The 19,826-nt window shown below is 33.1% G+C and carries 14 protein-coding genes; 7 read left to right on the forward strand and 7 right to left on the reverse strand.

Annotation, left to right across the window (positions count from 1 at the left end):
* Positions 1 to 245: 245 nt before the first annotated feature.
* A complete protein-coding gene (locus NFRAN_RS08740) occupies positions 246 to 764 on the forward strand; it encodes a hypothetical protein (protein WP_134484630.1) in 519 nt (172 codons plus the stop codon).
* Between the two features lie 498 nt (positions 765 to 1,262).
* Here NFRAN_RS08740 and NFRAN_RS08745 read toward each other — a convergent pair whose 3' ends face one another.
* From NFRAN_RS08745 to NFRAN_RS08755, 3 genes are all read right to left on the reverse strand, one after another.
* Positions 1,263 to 2,822, reverse strand: coding sequence for a glucose/sorbosone family PQQ-dependent dehydrogenase (locus NFRAN_RS08745; protein ID WP_134484631.1), 1,560 nt, complete (start codon positions 2,820 to 2,822; stop codon positions 1,263 to 1,265).
* Between the two features lie 336 nt (positions 2,823 to 3,158).
* Entirely contained in the window at positions 3,159 to 3,569 is a 411-nt protein-coding gene (locus tag NFRAN_RS08750; RefSeq protein WP_134484632.1) for a cupredoxin domain-containing protein, read from the reverse strand.
* 256 nt (positions 3,570 to 3,825) lie between these two features.
* Positions 3,826 to 4,494 carry a metal ABC transporter ATP-binding protein gene (locus NFRAN_RS08755; protein ID WP_134484633.1) on the reverse strand — a complete coding sequence of 223 codons (669 nt, stop codon included), beginning with the start codon at positions 4,492 to 4,494 and terminating at the stop codon, positions 3,826 to 3,828.
* Between the two features lie 397 nt (positions 4,495 to 4,891).
* On the opposite strand from NFRAN_RS08755, the gene NFRAN_RS08760 reads away from it, so the two are divergent.
* Positions 4,892 to 5,587 (forward strand): DUF4443 domain-containing protein, encoded by a 696-nt coding sequence (locus NFRAN_RS08760; RefSeq protein WP_197731164.1) that lies wholly within the window; start codon positions 4,892 to 4,894, stop codon positions 5,585 to 5,587.
* 430 nt (positions 5,588 to 6,017) lie between these two features.
* A complete protein-coding gene (locus NFRAN_RS08765; RefSeq protein ID WP_425321225.1) occupies positions 6,018 to 6,701 on the forward strand; it encodes a class I SAM-dependent methyltransferase in 684 nt (227 codons plus the stop codon).
* 921 nt (positions 6,702 to 7,622) lie between these two features.
* Here NFRAN_RS08765 and NFRAN_RS08770 read toward each other — a convergent pair.
* On the reverse strand, positions 7,623 to 8,003 hold the full coding sequence (locus tag NFRAN_RS08770) for a hypothetical protein (protein ID WP_134484636.1): 381 nt from the start codon (positions 8,001 to 8,003) through the stop codon (positions 7,623 to 7,625).
* Between the two features lie 390 nt (positions 8,004 to 8,393).
* On the opposite strand from NFRAN_RS08770, the gene NFRAN_RS08775 reads away from it, so the two are divergent.
* A complete protein-coding gene (locus tag NFRAN_RS08775; RefSeq protein ID WP_134484637.1) occupies positions 8,394 to 8,606 on the forward strand; it encodes a hypothetical protein in 213 nt (70 codons plus the stop codon).
* Between the two features lie 793 nt (positions 8,607 to 9,399).
* On the opposite strand, the gene NFRAN_RS08780 is transcribed toward NFRAN_RS08775, so the two are convergent.
* On the reverse strand, positions 9,400 to 10,743 hold the full coding sequence (locus NFRAN_RS08780; RefSeq protein ID WP_134484638.1) for a serine hydrolase domain-containing protein: 1,344 nt from the start codon (positions 10,741 to 10,743) through the stop codon (positions 9,400 to 9,402).
* Positions 10,744 to 11,648: 905 nt separating this feature from the next.
* Between NFRAN_RS08780 and priX the strand changes: the two genes are divergently transcribed.
* The 3 genes from priX to NFRAN_RS08795 all read left to right on the forward strand — a co-directional run bounded on the left by priX (position 11,649) and on the right by NFRAN_RS08795 (position 18,029).
* On the forward strand, positions 11,649 to 12,695 hold the full coding sequence (priX, locus tag NFRAN_RS08785; protein WP_232038067.1) for a DNA primase noncatalytic subunit PriX: 1,047 nt from the start codon (positions 11,649 to 11,651) through the stop codon (positions 12,693 to 12,695).
* Between the two features lie 2,711 nt (positions 12,696 to 15,406).
* Entirely contained in the window at positions 15,407 to 16,012 is a 606-nt protein-coding gene (locus NFRAN_RS08790; protein WP_134482534.1) for a DDE-type integrase/transposase/recombinase, read from the forward strand.
* Positions 16,013 to 16,850: 838 nt separating this feature from the next.
* Positions 16,851 to 18,029: an ArsA family ATPase gene (locus NFRAN_RS08795; protein WP_172602233.1), complete on the forward strand. Its 1,179-nt coding sequence runs from the start codon at positions 16,851 to 16,853 to the stop codon at positions 18,027 to 18,029.
* Between the two features lie 862 nt (positions 18,030 to 18,891).
* Here NFRAN_RS08795 and NFRAN_RS08800 read toward each other — a convergent pair.
* Complete coding sequence (locus NFRAN_RS08800; protein ID WP_134484641.1) at positions 18,892 to 19,188, reverse strand: alpha/beta fold hydrolase; 297 nt, start codon at positions 19,186 to 19,188, stop codon at positions 18,892 to 18,894.
* Positions 19,189 to 19,211: 23 nt separating this feature from the next.
* On the reverse strand, positions 19,212 to 19,496 hold the full coding sequence (locus NFRAN_RS08805) for an alpha/beta fold hydrolase (RefSeq protein ID WP_145988060.1): 285 nt from the start codon (positions 19,494 to 19,496) through the stop codon (positions 19,212 to 19,214).
* Positions 19,497 to 19,826 lie beyond the last annotated feature (330 nt).

A 19,826-nucleotide genomic window follows, 5' to 3' on the forward strand; every position in this document is an offset into this window, starting at 1 on the left:
TTTGATTGTTATTGACTACTTGTAAACTCAAGCATGGCTGATCATCTCTGGTAATGAAAAAAATCTCTAGTATAAGATCAAGATTGTTTGGTCCTGTAGTTTTATGTAAATAAAAAACTAATTAGGTTAACAATGTCAATGAAATAGACTATGATCTTTTTACATATGTAACAGATCTAAAACACTAGTTATAAATAATTTTTAGCTGCAAGTATTTAAAGAATGTTGATATATTGGATCATGATATGAAATTCAATATTCTTCGGATCTCAAAAAATCAGTCAACCCTAATTGTTTCTACAACAATATTTCTAACCTTGTTGCTAGCAACAACTGTTGTTTTGACAAATAACTTTGATACATCCTATGCTCAACAACAGAACACAACAAAAACGGGTACTTTTAATTATACTCAAACAGATGCTTCGGGTAATCCAGACTGGATAAATACTGGTAATTGGTCATTAGCTGGAATAGACTCCGAGTCGCCAACTTTTGAGGCTGTTATAAGTATGGTAAAGCCAAATGGATCTGCTGCTCATGAACATGAAGTTAGTGATTTAGCTGTTTCGGGACAACCATCCAATGAGAATGGTTCTATTATTATTGAAGGAACTACCACTATTACGATGAGAGAAGGCCCTGTAACGGAAGAACCTACTATAATTACATTAAATGAGACTACAATTTCAGTCTACTTTGATCCAGAAAAGATTGATGACCACTTTGGAAATCAATCAATAACAGGTTCAGTGATACAATAGATGAGAATACACTCATCTTCATTTCTTAAATAATGTTTTTGATTGTTTGTATGTACATGTTTTTACAGTAAACATATTCGTCTTTTTAATTGATTTTGAAGATTTAGTTATTCTTCAATCACCTTGAAACTTAGATGTTAATATTATACAAAATTTCCAAACAATTTTTTAACGCCTATTCATAGATACGATAATTTCCTTGTTTTAAAATGATTTGAACAAGGGTATATTGAATATAATGATCCTTACTAGTAATCTTTCCTCCGTCGACTTTTATCTCGATATAAAAATACTGATTCATGTTTATTTTGTTTCACTAATAAACAGCTTTGCTATTTTACCAAGCCAAGGCAAGGCTTGTGTGAGGATAATTAGGTTGATATAGAAATTATCTATCTAAAATCATTTCGTTAAATCCTTAAGAAAATAGAAGAATGTCAGAATACAAATTAACTGGACAAGAATGTAGGAGAGCTACCGGTATTGATAGCGTTCGATTTATTGCATACTTGTCATGTTGGCATTATCTCCTCCGATATACTTGAGTTCAAGCAATGAACCTGGATTCCATAGTTCTGTTGTTGCACCTCCACCTATTGCCTGCACAGGTCCGCTGGAGTCAGTAATTACGTATAGAGTACCGCCATCGGGACTTATTGCCAAGTCTCTATATCGGTTTTCTGATTGGAACATTTCAATTGGATCTTGTGAGAGACTTGTTTTATTATCGCTAAGGAAAAGTTGATAGATTTTACCACCCTTCAGAGTTGGCATAAGCAACGTACCATTCCATCCGGGAATTGTATCAGAGTCGTATAGGCGTAAACTAGATGGAGCTATGGTTGGATTACATATGTAAGCTAATTGACCACAATTATGATCGGTAAAATTATAATCATTTGAAACTGTGAAAAATGTGGTTATAGGAGGAACAAAGTTTGGCAAGTTAACTTCACTCTCGTTTGTAACTGAAACACCCGCTTCTATTCCTGCAGTTACATTTCTCGTATCTAGTTGTGGACACTGCTCTCCTGCTGATGACCAGTTAACGAATCTATATGCCTGATCATCTTGATAGCCCGCAATGTAGGGCCACCCATAGTTACCACCTGGTTGCAAACGATTTACCTCGTCATCTGAATTGGGGCCATGTTCAGAGACATAAAGATTACCATCCGGTCCTACAGTCAAACCCTGAGGATTACGATGTCCAAGAGTGAAAATATGACTTTGTACGCCATCTATCACGGGATTGTCTTCAGGGATGGATCCATCTGTATTCATTCTCAATACTTTGCCTTGGTAAGCAGTCCAATTCTGATTGGCCACATCTCCTGCAGTTGGAAGTGTTTGGGCTTCGATATCCAAACAATACAAAGACAGTTGATTTTTCCCTTGGTCACCTATTGTATAGTATAATTTACCGTCGAGTCCAAAAGCAAGACGTCCAGAGTTGTGATCTATACTTCCCTGAAGTCCGCTTATAACATCAATTGGTTCGCCAATTGTGTTAGTGTTGTTATCAAAAGTGAATCTGGTTATCTTTGTAAGGCGTTCAAGCTCATCTGTTGAATTATTGGCGTTGTAAGTATAAGCTACATAAAAATGACCATTATTTTTAAAGTTAGGATCAAGCACCATTCCCATTAGTCCATCCTGGCCCTGGGATTGATGAACACCTGGTACAGTTATATTATTTAATATGGTTCCATTTTGAGGATCAACCATTGTAATTGACTTTCCAAGCCGCTCTGTAATCCAAAGAATGTCATCTGGACCATAGATGATGTTATGAGGTTCGCTAAAATTTGAAGCAAGCAGTCTTACCTCAAAGCCTTCCTGACTTGGTAATCGTACATTATCATTGCTTTGTTGTGAAGCAGTGTTTTGAGAACTAATTGAATCGTTTATATCAAATGGTGCCGCAGATGGATCTTCTTGCGCGTGGACAACATTTAGGTTTGAAGAAGACAAATAACTCAAAATAGTCGTAGGCATCATGGTAACTAGCAAAAGACCGAAAACAACTGCCAGCAAATATATTGATGATAATTTCATGTTATATCGTGATGATCAAAGTATTAATAATACGACTAAATTAGTTCAATATTTTTGATTGAAGGGTAAAATCACGTAATATTTATGATGAATATTATAAATGATTATTATTTATGTTATATGTGCTGTATTATTCGTCATCCTACTATTTTCTTGATGATTTCTTTTCTCTAAATAGTCTATGATTGATTACTGCTCTATTATCATCTTCTTTAATTGTGTTTACAGTAATTTGAATTGTAGGAAAAGGGTATTAGATCATGAATGGAATCACTAAGAATTCACTTCAGGAAAACAAAATTGAGTTTTATAAATAAATGGTCAAAAAAAATTCGATTATGTTACTATTACCTTGCCAACTAAAGCTGGATGTAATGTACAATGATAATCAAATTCCCCTGCTGTGTCAAAAGTATGCTCAAATGTTGTACCGGGTCCAGTCAATGCAGTAGGGCCTTCTATACCTGAATCAAATAATGCTCCTGCATCAGGATCTCCAGGAAGACCAGAAGTTACTGTATGAAAAGCAATATCATTATTTGTCCAAACAACTGTTTGACCCACTTTTACTTGTACCGGATCCGGATCATATCCATTTTCTGTAAGTGTAGCAGACCCATTTACAATGGATACTTCCACTTGATTTCCTTGTGCATATGCGTCATCAAAGTTTCCATTCAAACCAAGTATGAGAATACTCATCGCTGAAGCTACACATAGTGTCAGATATGTGAAATTCTTATTCATGTTCACTTGTATTCAAAATAGTATTTAAGTGTGAAATAAATACATTATATTACTATATTATACCCTACGTAACTGATAAACCAAATAAATTATACTGAATGTTATTCATGCTGTTTAAATCGCGCTCAAATAATAAAGTCAAAAAGGCTCCTTTTGATAGTTAGTAAGACAATCAAAATAATATCCGAAAATAAAGTTGTCGAAATAACCTAGAAATTTAAGATTCTTAGCAAGGTATGATTGTTTTCATGGCTAACTAAATAAAGTTACTATGTTTATTATCACTGCGCTTGTAATCTGCTAATCCATATGTTTTTTTGAACGATAAACTTCCTTGAACTTCCTTAAGAACATTCTGTGGAGGACCTTCTGCAATAACATATTTGTTAAAACATACTACCCAAGGAGAATGATTAGCTATGTGAGTTATGTCATGTGTGGACAAAATTACAGTCATACCATTGTTATTGAGGTTCTTTAGTATGTCAAATATCTTCTCCCTAGATACATAGTCAAGGCCCGTCGTGGGTTCATCTAAAATGAGAACATCAGGATTTCTAATCAAGGCTCTACCCAAAAATACTCTTTGTTGTTCACCACCAGAAAGTGCTCTAATATGCCGTTTTTCATATCCACCCAAACCCAATATTCTTAACACATCTTTAATTTGGTTTTTTAATTTCTTGTCGATCCATGGAAGATAATAACTCTTGTAATTCCATGATCCCATGGCAATAACTTCATGAACAGAAACTGGAAAGTTCCAATCAATAGTTTCTATTTGAGGAACATAGCCAATAGATGGATAATAAAAGATCGAATCGCAATCATTATTACAGATATATTCTATGTCTCCGTTCCATGGTTCATAAATCCTGCACAATAGTTTTAGCAGAATGGTTTTTCCAGATCCACTTTGACTCATCAACTATAAACACAAATATTTCCTTCTGGAATGAATAGTCAAGTCAACTCTTTCTATAACCTATTCCTGATATTAAAATCCTCAGTAGGAATATTTGTGACTTTTAGATATTAAAGGTGATCAAGCCAGATAATAGGTAAACAGATTAAGGAAAGTTTAAATCGTCCCAATATGAGGGATTTATCGTAGTGCAGTATTGTCTAATACAGTAATTATCGTCATTCTCCTCTGATCCCATGTCTTAAAAACGTTCTAAGATTAAATGCTAAAATGTTATATAATCACTACATTAAGGACATCGTATCATAAATCTAAGCAACATAATCATTGTATTAATTTAACAAAGTTGAAAGGGGGGAGGGATAACGTTATATCTAAAATATGCGATGATATCTTTGTGCATATAGTGATAAATACTCTAAATTCCATTTCCAGTAGATATGCACCAAGTAGGGTCTTGTCATTTAGTCCTGCCCATGTCTTTAAAACTTTGCAGTTAATAAATAGAGAAAGATATGTCAGCCGATTCTTGTTGGTAAGGGAATTGGAATTGGGAGAAGGTTCCATTAAGACGTTGATAAAACATCTGAAAATGGAAAAGATGATTATCACTACAAATAAAGGCACAACAATGTCAGAGAAGGGTGCAAAGATTTTTGAACAACTGTCCAAATACATTCCGTCTGAATTAGAAATTCCGCAAAGTTCGATTTCTATTTCTAAATTTAATTATGCTATTTTGCTGATATATATGAGCAATGCAATTAGGCAAGGAATTGAGCAAAGAGATGCAGCTATAAAGATGGGTGCAAAAGGGGCTACCACATTGATCTTTGAAAACGGAAAGTTTTCGATCCCCGGTTCAAAGTACAATGTTCTGAGAAATGAAAAATCTCTTGAACTGCTTTTAAAGGATGGATTAAGGCCTATCAATAATGACGTCATTATAATCGGAAGTGATGACTCTAGTCTTATCTTGGCCGAGCTAGCTGCAAAGGCTGCTGCCCTTTACACTCTAGAAAATCATGGAGACCACAAAGAACTGAAATTAATAGCAAATGAAAATAGAGTCGTCTATAAGAATAATGGATAATTGAGTAATCCCATAATAGAATCGATCACAGTCTTTTCTAAACAACATCTTCTTATCTATTTCGTTTTATGATTGTATGGATTACTACAGGTAAATATTTAGATGAGATACTTTCAGCTCTGATTGAATTTTCATCCAAATCAGAAATAATCAGCTTGTGTTCTTTTGTATAATCTACTTACGTTAAACATGAACGATAAATAGTTTGCAATAAAATATGTTACAGAACGATAGATTTTTTGGACGGTTTATCCTTTTGCATGGGATCTGACTGCTGTTATCAAAAGTCATTTATTACATAACATTATTTACAAAAACTTGATTCATGTCAAATCGACCAATAGAAAGCAGTGACTTTAAGAATGATCCCAGCATTCTAAATTTAAATAGGGTCGTCTTCATTGGGAGGACATTTTCTGAGTATATGAAGATGTTCAATTTGTCTCCTTTCCAGTTGAGGGACCTAAGGATATTAGATTGTCCATCCGGAGCTTCTTCTTTTGTTGCTGAAGCCTCGTCTACTCAATATCAGATTAAAGAAGCTGTCGGATGTGATTTGTTGTATAAAGAGGATGATGTAGGAGTACTAAGAAATCGAGGTAAAGAAGACTTGGAATACATGGTAAAACAGCTCTCCCAAGTTCCTGACTTGTATGATTGGAACATCTATTCTAACATTAGTGATCTCTATGAAGCAAGGAACACTGCTTTTGAAAAATTCATTTCAGATTATAAGGTGGATAGACTTGTGACAAGAAAAGATAAAGATGAAATTACCAAATATAAATACATACATGCTATTCTTCCAAAACTACCTTTCGAAAATGAAAAATTTGATTTGGCATTAAGCTCTAATTTGCTTTTTTATTATCATAATATGTTGGACTATCAATTTCATTTTAATTCTATATTGGAATTATTACGTGTTACTAGTAAGGAAGTAAGAATATTTCCATGTCAAAAACCCGATGCCACTTTTCCAGACTATTTTAACAAATTGCTCGATAATGTTGGAACCCGAATGAATAATAAGATATCTTTTCAAATTGAAAAAGTAAGTTATGAATTTCGTAGAGGTATAAATAAGATGCTTAAAATAAGGAAGAGCGAATAGTTACTTTTGTATTAAACTTTTGAATCTGGATTTACCATCGATCTTAATCTATCTTGAGATAGATTTCATTTTCGTAGATTTACTCGACTGTTTTTGGTTTTTCCAAAAGAGGGACTACAGTCGAATTTTTTTTACTAATTATTTGATTCAAACAACTCGGTTGATTTCGATTCTGTGATCCAAATTCCGGAGATCTTAATATTATTAGATGTTATGGATATGAATTGATGGTTTACTCTATAAAAATATCGAAACTAATAATGATAACAATCTTGACAACATGCTTAACGTGATATGATAGGTACATTAAAATGGCAAGGAGATTGCGACTGGTACATAATGTCTATGTATATGATTGATAGGATCAAAACATAACAAAGGAAAAATTTTTGAGTTCAGGAATGACTTTGACAAGCCATGATGATATTTCATAGGTAAATTGCGACTGATGATGACTGTCTGTTTCCTGTAGATTACAAAAATATAGAATATTTTACTTATAAATACACATTTACTCTGAGATGAGATATTTAGATATTATTTGAAAGTGTTTTATATCGTCAATGTGAAATCATATTGCATCATTTAGGCCGGTGCTTCGCCTAGGTTGTCCACAAACAGACGGCCTAGGAGGAATATCAATTTGTTATCGAGTAAATATTCTTTTTGAACTCCTAAGACTCGATAAAGATAAAATAAATTCTATTATCTGACTTGGTAATGATAATTAAAAACCCTTCATATCTAAAACACACAATGTAATAGTAGAGCAGATAGGGTGCTATGCCATGTAGTATAAAATATCATACTGGAAAATTACATCTAGAAAGAGAATAATACGGCAAGTACCTAAAATAATCTTAGCTTCAAAAAATTAATAAAAATGTCGTCTTTGAAATATGGTCAGAATTGTTGTCCCGATTAGTTGCTATCGCTATCACTGCTACTACTGCTATCGCTATCACTGCTACTACTGCTATCGCTATCACTGCTACTACTGCTATCGCTATCACTGTCGTTATCGCTACTACTACCCTCTATGTAAATCGGGGCAAAACAATCTCTTATCTGATCTTCAGTAGCGAATCCTGAAGTTCCTGCTTCATTCTCGAGACAATTTTGGAATTCATCATAATTCTGTCTATCTGTATTGCTATTATCTGTACTAGTAGCAGTGGTCTGATCTTCATTACTGGTAGCGTTTGTTTGTGCAAAAGAACTACTAATTGCATTACTTGATGAAAGTAACATTACAGCCATGACTAACGAGATGCTGAAAAACATCATCTTATTTGTACTCATCGAAAATGTTTCTTACAATAAACTATAAAATGGTGACAAAGCAACATTGACTGACTAATTACTCAACAATTCTACATTTAATTAAAGACAAATTTGTTTTTAACATCTAGGAAAATTAATTATCAATTAATAAATAAAATCTAGTGCTGATGCTACTCTTATTTTTCCAATAATTCTCATTATGTTTTTTATATCTACACACACTTCTAATTGTTTTTATTTCTTTCAAATAACAAGGGGTAATATTTCATAATTCAAAATGGATTAAAAAACTGCTTAATTCCTTGAATTCAGAGCAAAGCACAAACATATTATATAAACCTAGTATAACAAATTTGTAGTATATTTCATGATAATAACTATATGAAATAAAATTAGATAACAAAACGCATGAACAAAATATACTTATTTGCAATAGCTAGTATATTGGCAACAGCCTCTCTAGTAGCTGCAACGTTTACGGCCGCACAACCATCATTTGCTCAGACTCCACCACCACCACCAACTGACGATATGGGCACAACCATGGACATGGGATCTAATATGACTGGTGGCGATAATGCAACATCAGCCATGACTGATAATTCTACTTCACCAATGTAGATCCTAGAGAACTTGTAGAATAAGAAATTGATACAATATTCTTACTAACCTATTATTTTTTTGCATTTTTCTGCCTTGCATTTTATATCTAATTATTAGTAGTGTTTTTAACACATTTTCAAAAAGTAACAGGGTTTCAATGCGGGTTTATGGGACATGAGGTATGACAGTTGACAACATCTAACTAATTGTACCCAAGTTTGCCTTTGCCTCCTACGTTAACATAAATTTGATGAATTTCACATTTAATTGTTATAGATATTATTGAAGGTAATACTTAAACCATGATCGTGATATTGTTATGCATACTAATATACGATAATCTAATGAAGAATTATTACCTATTTTAGACAGTAGTTTTATTTTGCAAATATAATATTTAGCTCGATCAATACGAGACATGAGATTCAACTAATAAGTCAGTGTATTTGATATAAAAACTCTATTTGAATATATCAAGTCAGGTATTCTTCATATAGTTACTATATAATAGCAACTAGTGAATTCTGTAGCCGCTTGTTTAATTCATTGACCCAACTTAAATGGGTAAACTACAATGCATTAGATATATTGTCATCATACTGTGATAGCATTATTCATTGAGTTGAGAAATGGAATTGAGATTTCGTTTGTAAAAAAGAAGAGGAATAAGAAATAATGCACCTTTTTCTTGAAATAAAAACATAAAGCCTATTCAAGCCTTTGTACAAGAAAGATAATGTGTAAAAAGTTTTGTGATCAGAAAATGCTATACTATAACTAACAGGTAAGAAAGGATGTTTTTCGTCAGAACTTAATTGTTCGTTAACAGATCCATTACCATGTTAGAGAGCATGTCTTTATCGTTAAAAACAATGTTTGAAATATTATTACTAGTTATGTCATCACTAGTGAGTATGACAACGGCCCGTTCTGTTGTCGGATTGAAACCCATAAAAGCGTTGTAACCACTTGCAGTAGCGCCATTATGCCATATGATCTCATGACCAAAGTTTGTAGTCACAATCCATCCTAGTCCCACATAATAACCCAATTCAGCCGCTTCTGATGTTTGCAAGTTGTTGGGTAATAGTTGACCAGTATCATGTCTTATCAAGTGCGAATCTTGCATTGGTTTGTCTAATACCGTTTTAATTAATCCAATATTTGCAGATAGGAACTTTGCCATGTCGCTTGTCGTAGAAAATATCGCCCCGCCTCCCTCAATAGGAGCTGAAAGGTTCCAAGATGGAATCTCTTGACCTTTGTAATGTCCTATGGCTAAACGTTTCTTGTCTTGTTCAGAGAGATTGATCCCAGTACTGTTCATTCCCAATACGTCCAGAATTCTTTTTTGTAATAGTTCTTCATATGATGACATATTTGACTTTAGTACCAATATGTGACCAAGCAATCCCGACCCAAATGTAGAGTAGTGAAACTGAGAACCCGGTTCTCCAAGTAAGGATGTGTTAGATAATGCCTGATAGAATTGTTCTAAGGTGTAATCCTTAGTACAGTCAATAAGGCCTAATCGGAATTGGATGGAGTCTTGAACAGATGCTCTCGATGGGTCATATTGAGGACAATAGTTGTAAGGCCACTCAGGTAGACCAGAGGTATGAGTTGCCAAATTCTCAAGTGTAATCTTGTGTCCTTTATATTGCGGAACAGTAACATTCGACGGAAGATAATTCTCAATGGGGTCGTCCAAATTGACAAGACCCTTGTAGACCATATCTGCAAGGAGGAGTGCAGTAAATACCTTAGTATTGGAACCAATTGCAAATATAGTATTTTGGTCTATTTTGGTATTGCTGCTTTTATTTGATAATTGACCATAACCGTAGAATTGAGTTCCATTTTTATCTACAAGACCTATGGCAATTGCTGCGTTGGTTTTATTGTTGTCTATGCGCTCTCTCAGAAGCTCTTTTATCTGATTGGTTATTTTAAATCCATCATCTTCTAATACAAAATTATCTGACGAAACTTGTTGCTGCTGAGGTTGTTGTGAGGTGGATAATATAGAAGATAAATTAGAACTCGAATTGAAGCCATTTACATAGGACTCAATAGGGTTAACTCCAATTGTTACCATCAATACAAGTGACAACAATAATGAGGATATTTTTCTTACTCGATAAATTGATAACATCTGAAACAATGACCATAACTTTTGGACATAAATATTTGTTTTGTTCTCTATTGTTTTATCATTATTTTATATGATGAATCATAATTGGACAAGTTATTGACTTGGATCTAAAAAGATGTCTAATTCGTGTGAATCAAGCGCTTATAGATTATTAAAGTTCTGCAGCATGCTCAATATATGATAATAATAATGAATGATCCTGAGGGCAAAAATAATAATGAACGTTCTAGGAATAGGTATACCATTAGAAGAAAGGTGTCTAAGAAAAATACAATACTTTTGATCGAGTTCTTTAATACTTTTTCTCCAAAGTTGTTTCTATCAGAAAAGCTATCCCTTAGATAACAATAAGGGGTATATTAGGCAAAATAACCGTAATTATGTTTTTTGGGCAGTCGTAAATTCAACCATAAGATGCATCCGTCAGCATGGAAAAACATGGGATCATATCTTTACATATACGAGAGTCGACCTGCGAGATGAAAGACCCTAAAATACATCCTGGACATGTGAATAAAGGATTAGAATCTAGTAAAGTACAAATATTGTTTAGCATACAGAGATATTTCGATGGATTGAGAAGCATTTCTTTAATTAATGAATGTAAAACCCGAGCAAAGATTATCTTGTTTACCAATTCTTTTTGTAGAAAATTTTGAGTTAGATAAAATTTCATATAAATACAACTTCTCTGTAATAGACTGTGGGTACCTGAGAGAAAGCAACATATAACTACTGCATTTGGGATACTAATTTGTATTTGATAGATTTTGATTTCAACCTCTCACAAAATGCTCAGAAAGTTTCGCTATCATTTTTTAATGAAACCAATAATGATTATATTAAACCTGATGTCGATCAGGATCATTAATTAATATCATTTTCTAATGGTGTACATCTTGTCTATGTCTGATGAGCTAAAAAAGAACACACAATTTATATTGTCTCATTTTAGTGGTCAAGAGTTTGTGTTTCCAAGGTCAATTATGACTGCAAAAACCAATGGTCAGGTGTTTGTAGACTCAGAGGAGGAGATGCTAGAGTATTTTGTTAAAGCTGATTTTGTTGATTGTAGAATTAATGGCTATCCTTTCCATCATCATAATGAGAGTAGAAATCTATACCCTAGTTTCATTTTCATAGATTTGGATCTATCCTTATGTTCTACTTGCAAGTATCCTATAAGAAAACTAGATTATATCCTAAAACAGACGCTAAATAAAATAAAAGATGAAATCAATGGTATCCCTACCGTTCTCTGGACTGGTGGTGGCTATCACATTTATCAACCCATAAAGATGGTCGCCAAGAACGACGAAAGACTTCCTTTGGAGGATTTTAAAGAGTTTGAGGATTTTAAATATATTACAAGATCTGACTTGACCACAGATTTTATAAGATTTGCAGGAAAATATCTTACTAGCCAAAAAGGCGATCCAAAACATAATCCTTCAATTTATTCTTGCTTAATTAGAATACCAGGGACTATTAACTCAAAATATGGAAACAAAGTGGATATAATTCAGAAATGGAATGGGACCGAAGTTATAGCAAGTCCGATTTTATTACCTTTCTTAGATCATTTAATTCAAATAAAGATAGAATCAGAGGAATCAAAGAAGCGAAACAGTATCACAAATTCTAAATCTAATGATAATAACAATATCGCTTGGATCGAAAGATTATTGAAAACTCCAATCGCAGACCATAGGTACTTTTGTCTTTGGCATATCTTGATACCGTATCTGCTAAATATCAAAAAATTACCAGAAGATCAAGTAATATTGATAATTACTAGATGGTTAGATGAATGTAATAAGCTAAACAAAATTCGGTGGAAGTACCCTCAAAGAATTAAAGAACAGTTGAGGTACGACAAAGGGTATCCTCCTATTAGTATTGAAAATCTGAAGAAAGAGAATTTTGAACTCTATACATTACTGCAAAAATAGATGACTATATCTTCTAGAAATTTCAGAGCCTTTGCTTTCTAATGCTATGGTTTGATAATTAAACAAACTAATAATATATACATTCTTGCTAATCATACCATGATATTACCTTAATATGGCAAATCCAATTTGACATTTCTTTATAGATGTTATGAATAATAAAGGACACCAAAAAGTACATGCAGATCTTTATCGATAGTGTGCTTCGGACATTTGGAGAGTAGAAAAGTAGGTAACTTTTAATGATGAAATTCGTTGGTTGTTACGTAGATCATTGTATCAAAATGAAGTAACCTATAATATCACATTTTTGAGGCATAATTATCTTTACATTCTATCGTCACCTAAGAGTAATACTAAAATGATTTTTTCAAAAGTTAGATACAATCGGCATAACCTATAGAATAAGTTTAAGGAATTTTGCTAAATGGGTAAGTACGAGGGGTATAAACCGTTATGCTTACAACCTAGGTCGTCTTCCATCTGTCGTAGAACAAGAAGTGAATTTATTAAAGTCATTGCATAAATCTAGTATATAGCATCATGAGATGTCATGTTTATAATACCTTAGAATAATATGGTCTGCATTAAAACATACGAAGTAATGGTATTAATTCATAATCATTAAAGTCGATTTTCGTGATAAACAATTTTGAATGATGAGATCGAGTCTACTGTAGTAGATCTATCGGTGATAAGGAAGAGAGTGATAAAGCTAGTTATAAACATATTTATGATCTTAATAAGTGAATATTCCTCAAATATAAACGTAACATACAATTGGTAACTCATATTTCTTAAAAGAATCGGGTCCTGCAAGAGGGGTGACTTGGGAGGGTGGGGGAAGTGCCAGAGATGCAAGACCCGAAGTCAACTTTTAGGGAGCTAAAGTTAACCTTACTTTTCGTTATGAATTTATAAACTAGACGTATCCATTGATATATTTCACCATGGCTACTCCTTAGTTCCAAACAACTATTATGCGAATTAATTTTGTGTATTTGATAAAGGAATACTTTCAAGTTTAATTTGGCTTTTTGATAAATATTCTAATGGAGTAAAGTTTTCATTGACGCATAAATGGTAAATCTAAATAGAACTTGTCACTAATTACAATACCTCACCATTATAGTAAAGTATTTGACTAACTTTACTTTACTTTATCGATACATTGAGATCAACAAAGAATAAGAACAAAATAATTGTTATAGGCATTGCAATTATTGTAGCTATTGTTTTTATTGTAAGTCTTTTGCCGTAGGTGTTCTACTTGAGGATCGAGCATAAAACTTGTTTAATTATTTAGTTAACAAAATCCATACTAGGGACCTAAATCTGAACTTCTCCTTCTGTGCCCGATCTATATTTGTGATAGTTCTTATTAGATAAAAAGAATAAGTCAACAGAATAGTAAAAGAAATGGGTTCTGTAATGACTTCTATAGCATTGTAGCAGTAATCCCTAATTCAAAGATCAAAAAAACATGTTCCATTAATAAATCATTGACTAAATATTGATATTTTAATGAGGGTCAGTTCAAAATAAGACAAGTGTGTGATAAAGGATTATTCAAGAGTTTGAGATTTTATTGTATTGCTTGCAATATCTGTTGTTCAGTAACTTAATGTAACTGGTTAGTATGATGTAGGAAAAGGCGTATTATCCATACTCGAAAATTCCTATCCTGATCAAGCGAACCCTGTGATTTCACTAATACCTATTAGCCCTGTTAATACTCCAGATCCATCGTCCCAATCATATTAAGGGATTTTGGGCTCAAATAACAACATTCACATCTAGGGTCAGGAAAATTTAGAAGATATTGGATGTAGTAGTCTCTGCTATTTATGGTCAAATGTATTCAAATTCTCCAAATTCTCCGCGAACAGTTTACTCATCAGGATAGCAGCGTGATATCAGGATCTAAACTATTTTCATTCACTTTAAGTCTTCTTTAGTATTATATCGATGGAGGGGGTTGCTGATATAGGTTTTCAAGATGGATTCAAACTATTCCCACAGGAGTAATCCATGAATTCGATTTAGAGGTTCAGTAAGTCGGATTTGCAGCAAGAATATCTTAATGATAGTTGGTGAGGCTTGACCTAATGCAATTGAAAAATTGATGTAATCCTTCTTTGCATAACTATCTTGTAATTTATTGATTAATCTATATTCATATTTGGCAGATATGACCAGACAAGAGACAATTGGTGAAATTAATTAAAGTCGAACAGTGTATTTATTGGAAATTTATATTATCCTCGAGTTAATTCTAACTGCATAAACAAACAAATATCAAGTCTCTTAATACGTTAAATTATACATTATGTGTAGGAAAAAACATGAATCTATGAGTCCGAAATATTCATTAGTTTCAAAAATCCCTTCTGAAAGGGGAAAGAAAGAGCATACTTTCATCCCAAGAAGAACAAGTTAGAAAATCATGCTTTTTGAGCAAGTAGACTTGTCATAGATATTATGAGGATTACCGATTGGAATACGTAGTACTAACTACCCGTTTGGGGATGCAAACTCTAGCATAGACCATTATTACAATCATAAAACCCAGAGGAAAATCAAACGGATATACTGTGGTACGGTAAGAATTGGGTATTTGAAATTTTGATCATTTATAAATGTTTCGTGGTATAGATCGGCTCTGTTCATTTAGCGTCAAGTCTATAGCTTGAAGATGTCCTATCTCTTTTATGAATACTAGAAACAGAACACCTTCAAAATATGTGTATTATGGCTTACATTTGTACTTTTCAGGTCTTTCTCTTAGGAAAACATCTGAAAGATTATCATACTGTATCAAACGAAATCATGTCACTATCTGGAACTGGATTCAAAAGTACCAACCTAAGATTATCAAGACAAAACAAAGAAGGATATGTGAATTCATTGTAGATGAAACATTGCTTAAGGTTGGTTCAGAATACACGTGGTTATGGGTTGCAATAGATGCGAAAAGTAAGGAAATTCTCTCACTATCCATTTCTAAGGAGAGAAACATGTTTGTTGCGGAACGGTTTCTGTCAAACATAGTCAGAGACTATGGAAAGCATCCAGTTTCAACAGATGGTGGTACTTGGTATCCCATGGCTTGTCAATTCCTTAAATTAGAACACCATCTCCATTCCTCCTATGAAAAAAACTTGATTGAAAGAACAATGCAGTATATCAAGGACAGAACTGAAAGTTTCGATGATTACTTTCCCTGCAGGCTAAAGAACTGCAAACTAAAACACGTAAAAAACTGGTTGAACCTGTTTGTCGACTATCACAACAAGGAATTAAAACCTGTTAACTGAACAGAGCCTATAGATCTATTAAGGATAATTAATTAAACATTTGTGTCGCATGCGACACATTTATTTCGTGCTTGAAAAGTATATAAAGAAATCATCAATTTTCCAGTGAGAGAAAAGCTTTACAATCTTTTGATTGCTGAAGCATATATTATTTAATATATTAATAAGAATATAAATAAAACAAATATTTTGGTCCTGTCGAGCTGATTTGAACAATACATGCGTCAATTCTTCTGTCATCAACTAGGAATAGTAGTTAATATGCCTGAATTTCACCATATCATGGTGAAATTCTATCAATATGCTTATAGTATCAACTAAAGTTATATGAAATGGGAGATTTTTAGTGATCTACGGGTAGTTTGACCTATGGTTCTATTTAACACTCTCACCTGGCAAAACCTGATAGGGAACTTATTCATATTTGTGATATCTTTAAAAATCACACTTTGTTTAGAGACATAATATATTTTAGAAAACCGGTATTCTTTTTATACTCTGGTATTACTACATACCAGCCATAACTTGATACATTCATTCTAAATAGGATTTAATCTTTTTGGTTTTGATTTGTGTCAGGAGCTACTCTGCACATTATCAACCATTATTATATCAAAAACATAAGGTATGGCACCGATCTGTTACTTTCGTTTTTACTTTTAGAATTATGATACCCAACTGGTATGTCATGATGAAGTTTCAACTCAAATTTATTTTAGATAACTTGTCCATGTGTAGATTTTTGATTTACTTTATTTAATGGGTAAGATGATTCTAAATCACTTTATCTCTCTAGCTCTCTGGGCACACTTTTAAAGCATTTTAAAATAAATAGATTGTGAGATTAATAATTTATACTGGAAAGGGTGGAACGGGAAAGACAGTTAATTCATGTTCTACTGCCATAAAACTTGCAGATCTTAATTACAAGACTTTGGTAATCTCAGCTGATCCTGCACATACTTTAAAAGATGCATTTATGGTACCCGTTGTAGGAAATAAGCCTATAAAGATTTTGGATAATCTTTATGCATTACAAGTAGACCCGGTCCTTGAGTTAGCAGAAAATTATGGTTCTGTTTTATCATATGTTGCGTCGATATTTTCTAAAAGAGGATTGGATGAAACATTGTCCTACGAGATCGCAATGCTTCCTGGAATGACTCAATTATTTTCATTGTTAAAAATTGAGGAATTTATGCGCCATGAAAGCTTTGATTGTATAGTTATGGATATGCCAGCTTCGGGAGAAGCTTTGAGATATTTGTATTTTCCCAAACTTGTTGGAAATATTGGAGAAAAGTTCTCTGGGTTTACAGGAGTCTTTAGTGGATTTGTAAAAATGTTTCAACCTTTTTCTTCTTTTGCACCGATTCCTACCGATGTGATTCAAATTGAGATGAATTTACTCAAGAGACTTGAGATCCTATCAAAAATCCTGACTGATACTAAAATTACAAGCTTGAGACTGCTAATCAATCCCGATTCATTCAGTATCGAGAATGCAAAAAGAGCACTTATGTCTACAAACCTTTATGGCATGAATGTTGATGCTGTAATAATTAACAAAATATTTCCACGTCAAGTTCCAGATAGCTATTTTACAAAGTGGACAGAGTATCAAAGTACAAAAATTGAAGAGGCAAAAACCAGTTTTTATCCATTATATATTATAGAAGAAAGGTTTTATGAAAAAGAACTGAAAGGAATCGAAATGTTAAGGGAAAATGCAGAGACAATTTTTGCTAATAAAGATCCGTCAAGAGTTTTTTACTCGGATAAGGTCTTTGAATTCGTAAAAGATGGTCCGACATTAATTTTGAAGATAAAGGCTCCATTTACAAACAAAGACAATTTTGATGTAAACCGATATGGTGACTATCTTGTCATTAAAATCTTAGACACCACAGGTAATAATATTGTGAATGTTATTCCATTACCTATAGCTACTATAACCATGAAACTTTATGAGGTGAAGATACGTGAAGGAATAATTGAAGTAACATTTAGAGAATAAATTCTAATTATGATCTTACTTCAATCTACAAGTAGAGTAACTATATGCGGAAACTATTATTGACATAATTGCCTAAGACGAAATTACTTGTAGTGTATAAGTATTTCATATAGAATTTTCTAGAAGCTTGTTGAGGTTTTTCGATAAATTGTTTTTGATATTTACAAATCATATCTATAGATCTTATATATACTTGTTCTTAAAATGGATCCAGTCCTGATCTCTTTTGAGTCTATAATACAATTTTCTTGATGATCATGCATTATTGGTTCAATAACTGAATAATGGTATCACGGATTGTGACAATATGGATTGGTAATTAGATACCGTCTGAAATCTTTTCTAATGATGTCATGATTTCTTGAAGACGATGTTCTGTTATTTCTTCTCCTTCTTCTCCTTCTCCTTCTTTGTCTAAGAACTCTACAATAAAATGTACTACTGGATTCGCTTCGTTTCTAAAGCGTTCTACTATCTCAAGAAATTTCTTGACAACTAATTGATCGGGTGCGAAATCGAAGACTCTACATCTGTTTCACTTGTTGTGTTATTTTTATTTGCACTTATTTTTCTTTCACGACGATAGAGAAGGGTATGTTAAAAATAGGTCTTGAACAAAGATCGCGATGTGATTGAGGATGGTCAAAGTTGCCATGACATTGTGAAATTAATATGAAGGAAAGAGCTATAATATTTGTGTTGGATTCAAGGTGTGCCTGGATAATAGATGTATTTACTATAATTAACGTTCGCATTTGAACAACACTATGGAATAATTATCACTGTTTCACTAGAGAGCGTTGTAGTGTCGACAAAAACTACCCTTGACTTATAGTCGAAGTTTCCACTTCTGAAGAAATCATCATCTTTTATTTTTGTCTGTTAAATTCAAAAATGTTTTTACAATACTGGTAAAGGTTTCTGGATACTGGTACATCAATCCGTGTCCTGCATCTTTAATTTGTACAAGCCACGATACAGGGATTTTGTCTATTAAAACTAATGAATTGTCAGCAGGAACAGCTTTGTCCTCCGTGCCTGTTATTATTAAAGTAGGTTCAGTCAATTTTTGAAGTTGATCACATACGCCTGTCCAGTTCTTTGAAAGCCAGCTTTCATTTATTTCAAACTGTTTCTTTAACGTAGTAGAAAGCACCATTTCAGAAGACTTTGGTATTGCATCTAAAAAATTTTGGTTTCCTTAATCCATTTGATTGGAAATGTTACCTCTAGAAATGAATTTTCATCTTTGGTCTGATTGTTGACAAAATCCGAAAGTGCTTCCACAACTTGAGGACTTTGAGGAATGCCTTCTGGTCCACCACATGAAGCACCATATAATATGAGGCGATTTACTTTTTCTGGATATGTTGTGACCAGTGTTTGCGCAACAAAAGAACCCATAGAGAAGCCTAGTACATCGATTTCTTGTAAATTCAAGGCACTCAAATGCTGCAGTGTTGTCAACGAATTGTCCAATGGAAAAAGGTTTTAATCCTGAAGTGGTGTTTCCTATTCCTCTGTTATCAAAGATGATCACTTTGTGACCGTTTGATAATTCTTGTAGAAAGTGGGTAGACCATACATCCATTACATTGCCACTACCACTAATTAGTAATATAGGTGCTCCTTCGCCAATCTGTTTATATGCTATATTAATATCACCAACTCGTATCTTTTGCAATGGAATGTTATCTAGTATTGATAAGTTATGTTGAAAAGTTGACAATAAAGCAGTGCTTTGAGTTTGACTATCGTCATTATCAGGTTTATCTGAAATAGAACTGTCTTTATTTA

It is taken from the genome of Candidatus Nitrosocosmicus franklandus, from assembly GCF_900696045.1.
In the GTDB taxonomy this organism is placed as follows: domain Archaea; phylum Thermoproteota; class Nitrososphaeria; order Nitrososphaerales; family Nitrososphaeraceae; genus Nitrosocosmicus; species Nitrosocosmicus franklandus_A.

Coding starts and splice junctions, on each gene's coding strand:
- NFRAN_RS08740 (WP_134484630.1), top strand. CDS start 246: ATGAAATTCAATATTCTTCGGATCTCAAAAAATCAGTCAACCCTAATT.
- NFRAN_RS08745 (WP_134484631.1), bottom strand. CDS start 2,822: ATGAAATTATCATCAATATATTTGCTGGCAGTTGTTTTCGGTCTTTTG.
- NFRAN_RS08750 (WP_134484632.1), bottom strand. CDS start 3,569: ATGAATAAGAATTTCACATATCTGACACTATGTGTAGCTTCAGCGATG.
- NFRAN_RS08755 (WP_134484633.1), bottom strand. CDS start 4,494: ATGAGTCAAAGTGGATCTGGAAAAACCATTCTGCTAAAACTATTGTGC.
- NFRAN_RS08765 (WP_425321225.1), top strand. CDS start 6,018: ATGTTCAATTTGTCTCCTTTCCAGTTGAGGGACCTAAGGATATTAGAT.
- NFRAN_RS08770 (WP_134484636.1), bottom strand. CDS start 8,003: ATGAGTACAAATAAGATGATGTTTTTCAGCATCTCGTTAGTCATGGCT.
- NFRAN_RS08775 (WP_134484637.1), top strand. CDS start 8,394: ATGAACAAAATATACTTATTTGCAATAGCTAGTATATTGGCAACAGCC.
- NFRAN_RS08780 (WP_134484638.1), bottom strand. CDS start 10,743: ATGTTATCAATTTATCGAGTAAGAAAAATATCCTCATTATTGTTGTCA.
- priX (WP_232038067.1), top strand. CDS start 11,649: ATGTCTGATGAGCTAAAAAAGAACACACAATTTATATTGTCTCATTTT.
- NFRAN_RS08790 (WP_134482534.1), top strand. CDS start 15,407: ATGAATACTAGAAACAGAACACCTTCAAAATATGTGTATTATGGCTTA.
- NFRAN_RS08800 (WP_134484641.1), bottom strand. CDS start 19,188: ATGGTGCTTTCTACTACGTTAAAGAAACAGTTTGAAATAAATGAAAGC.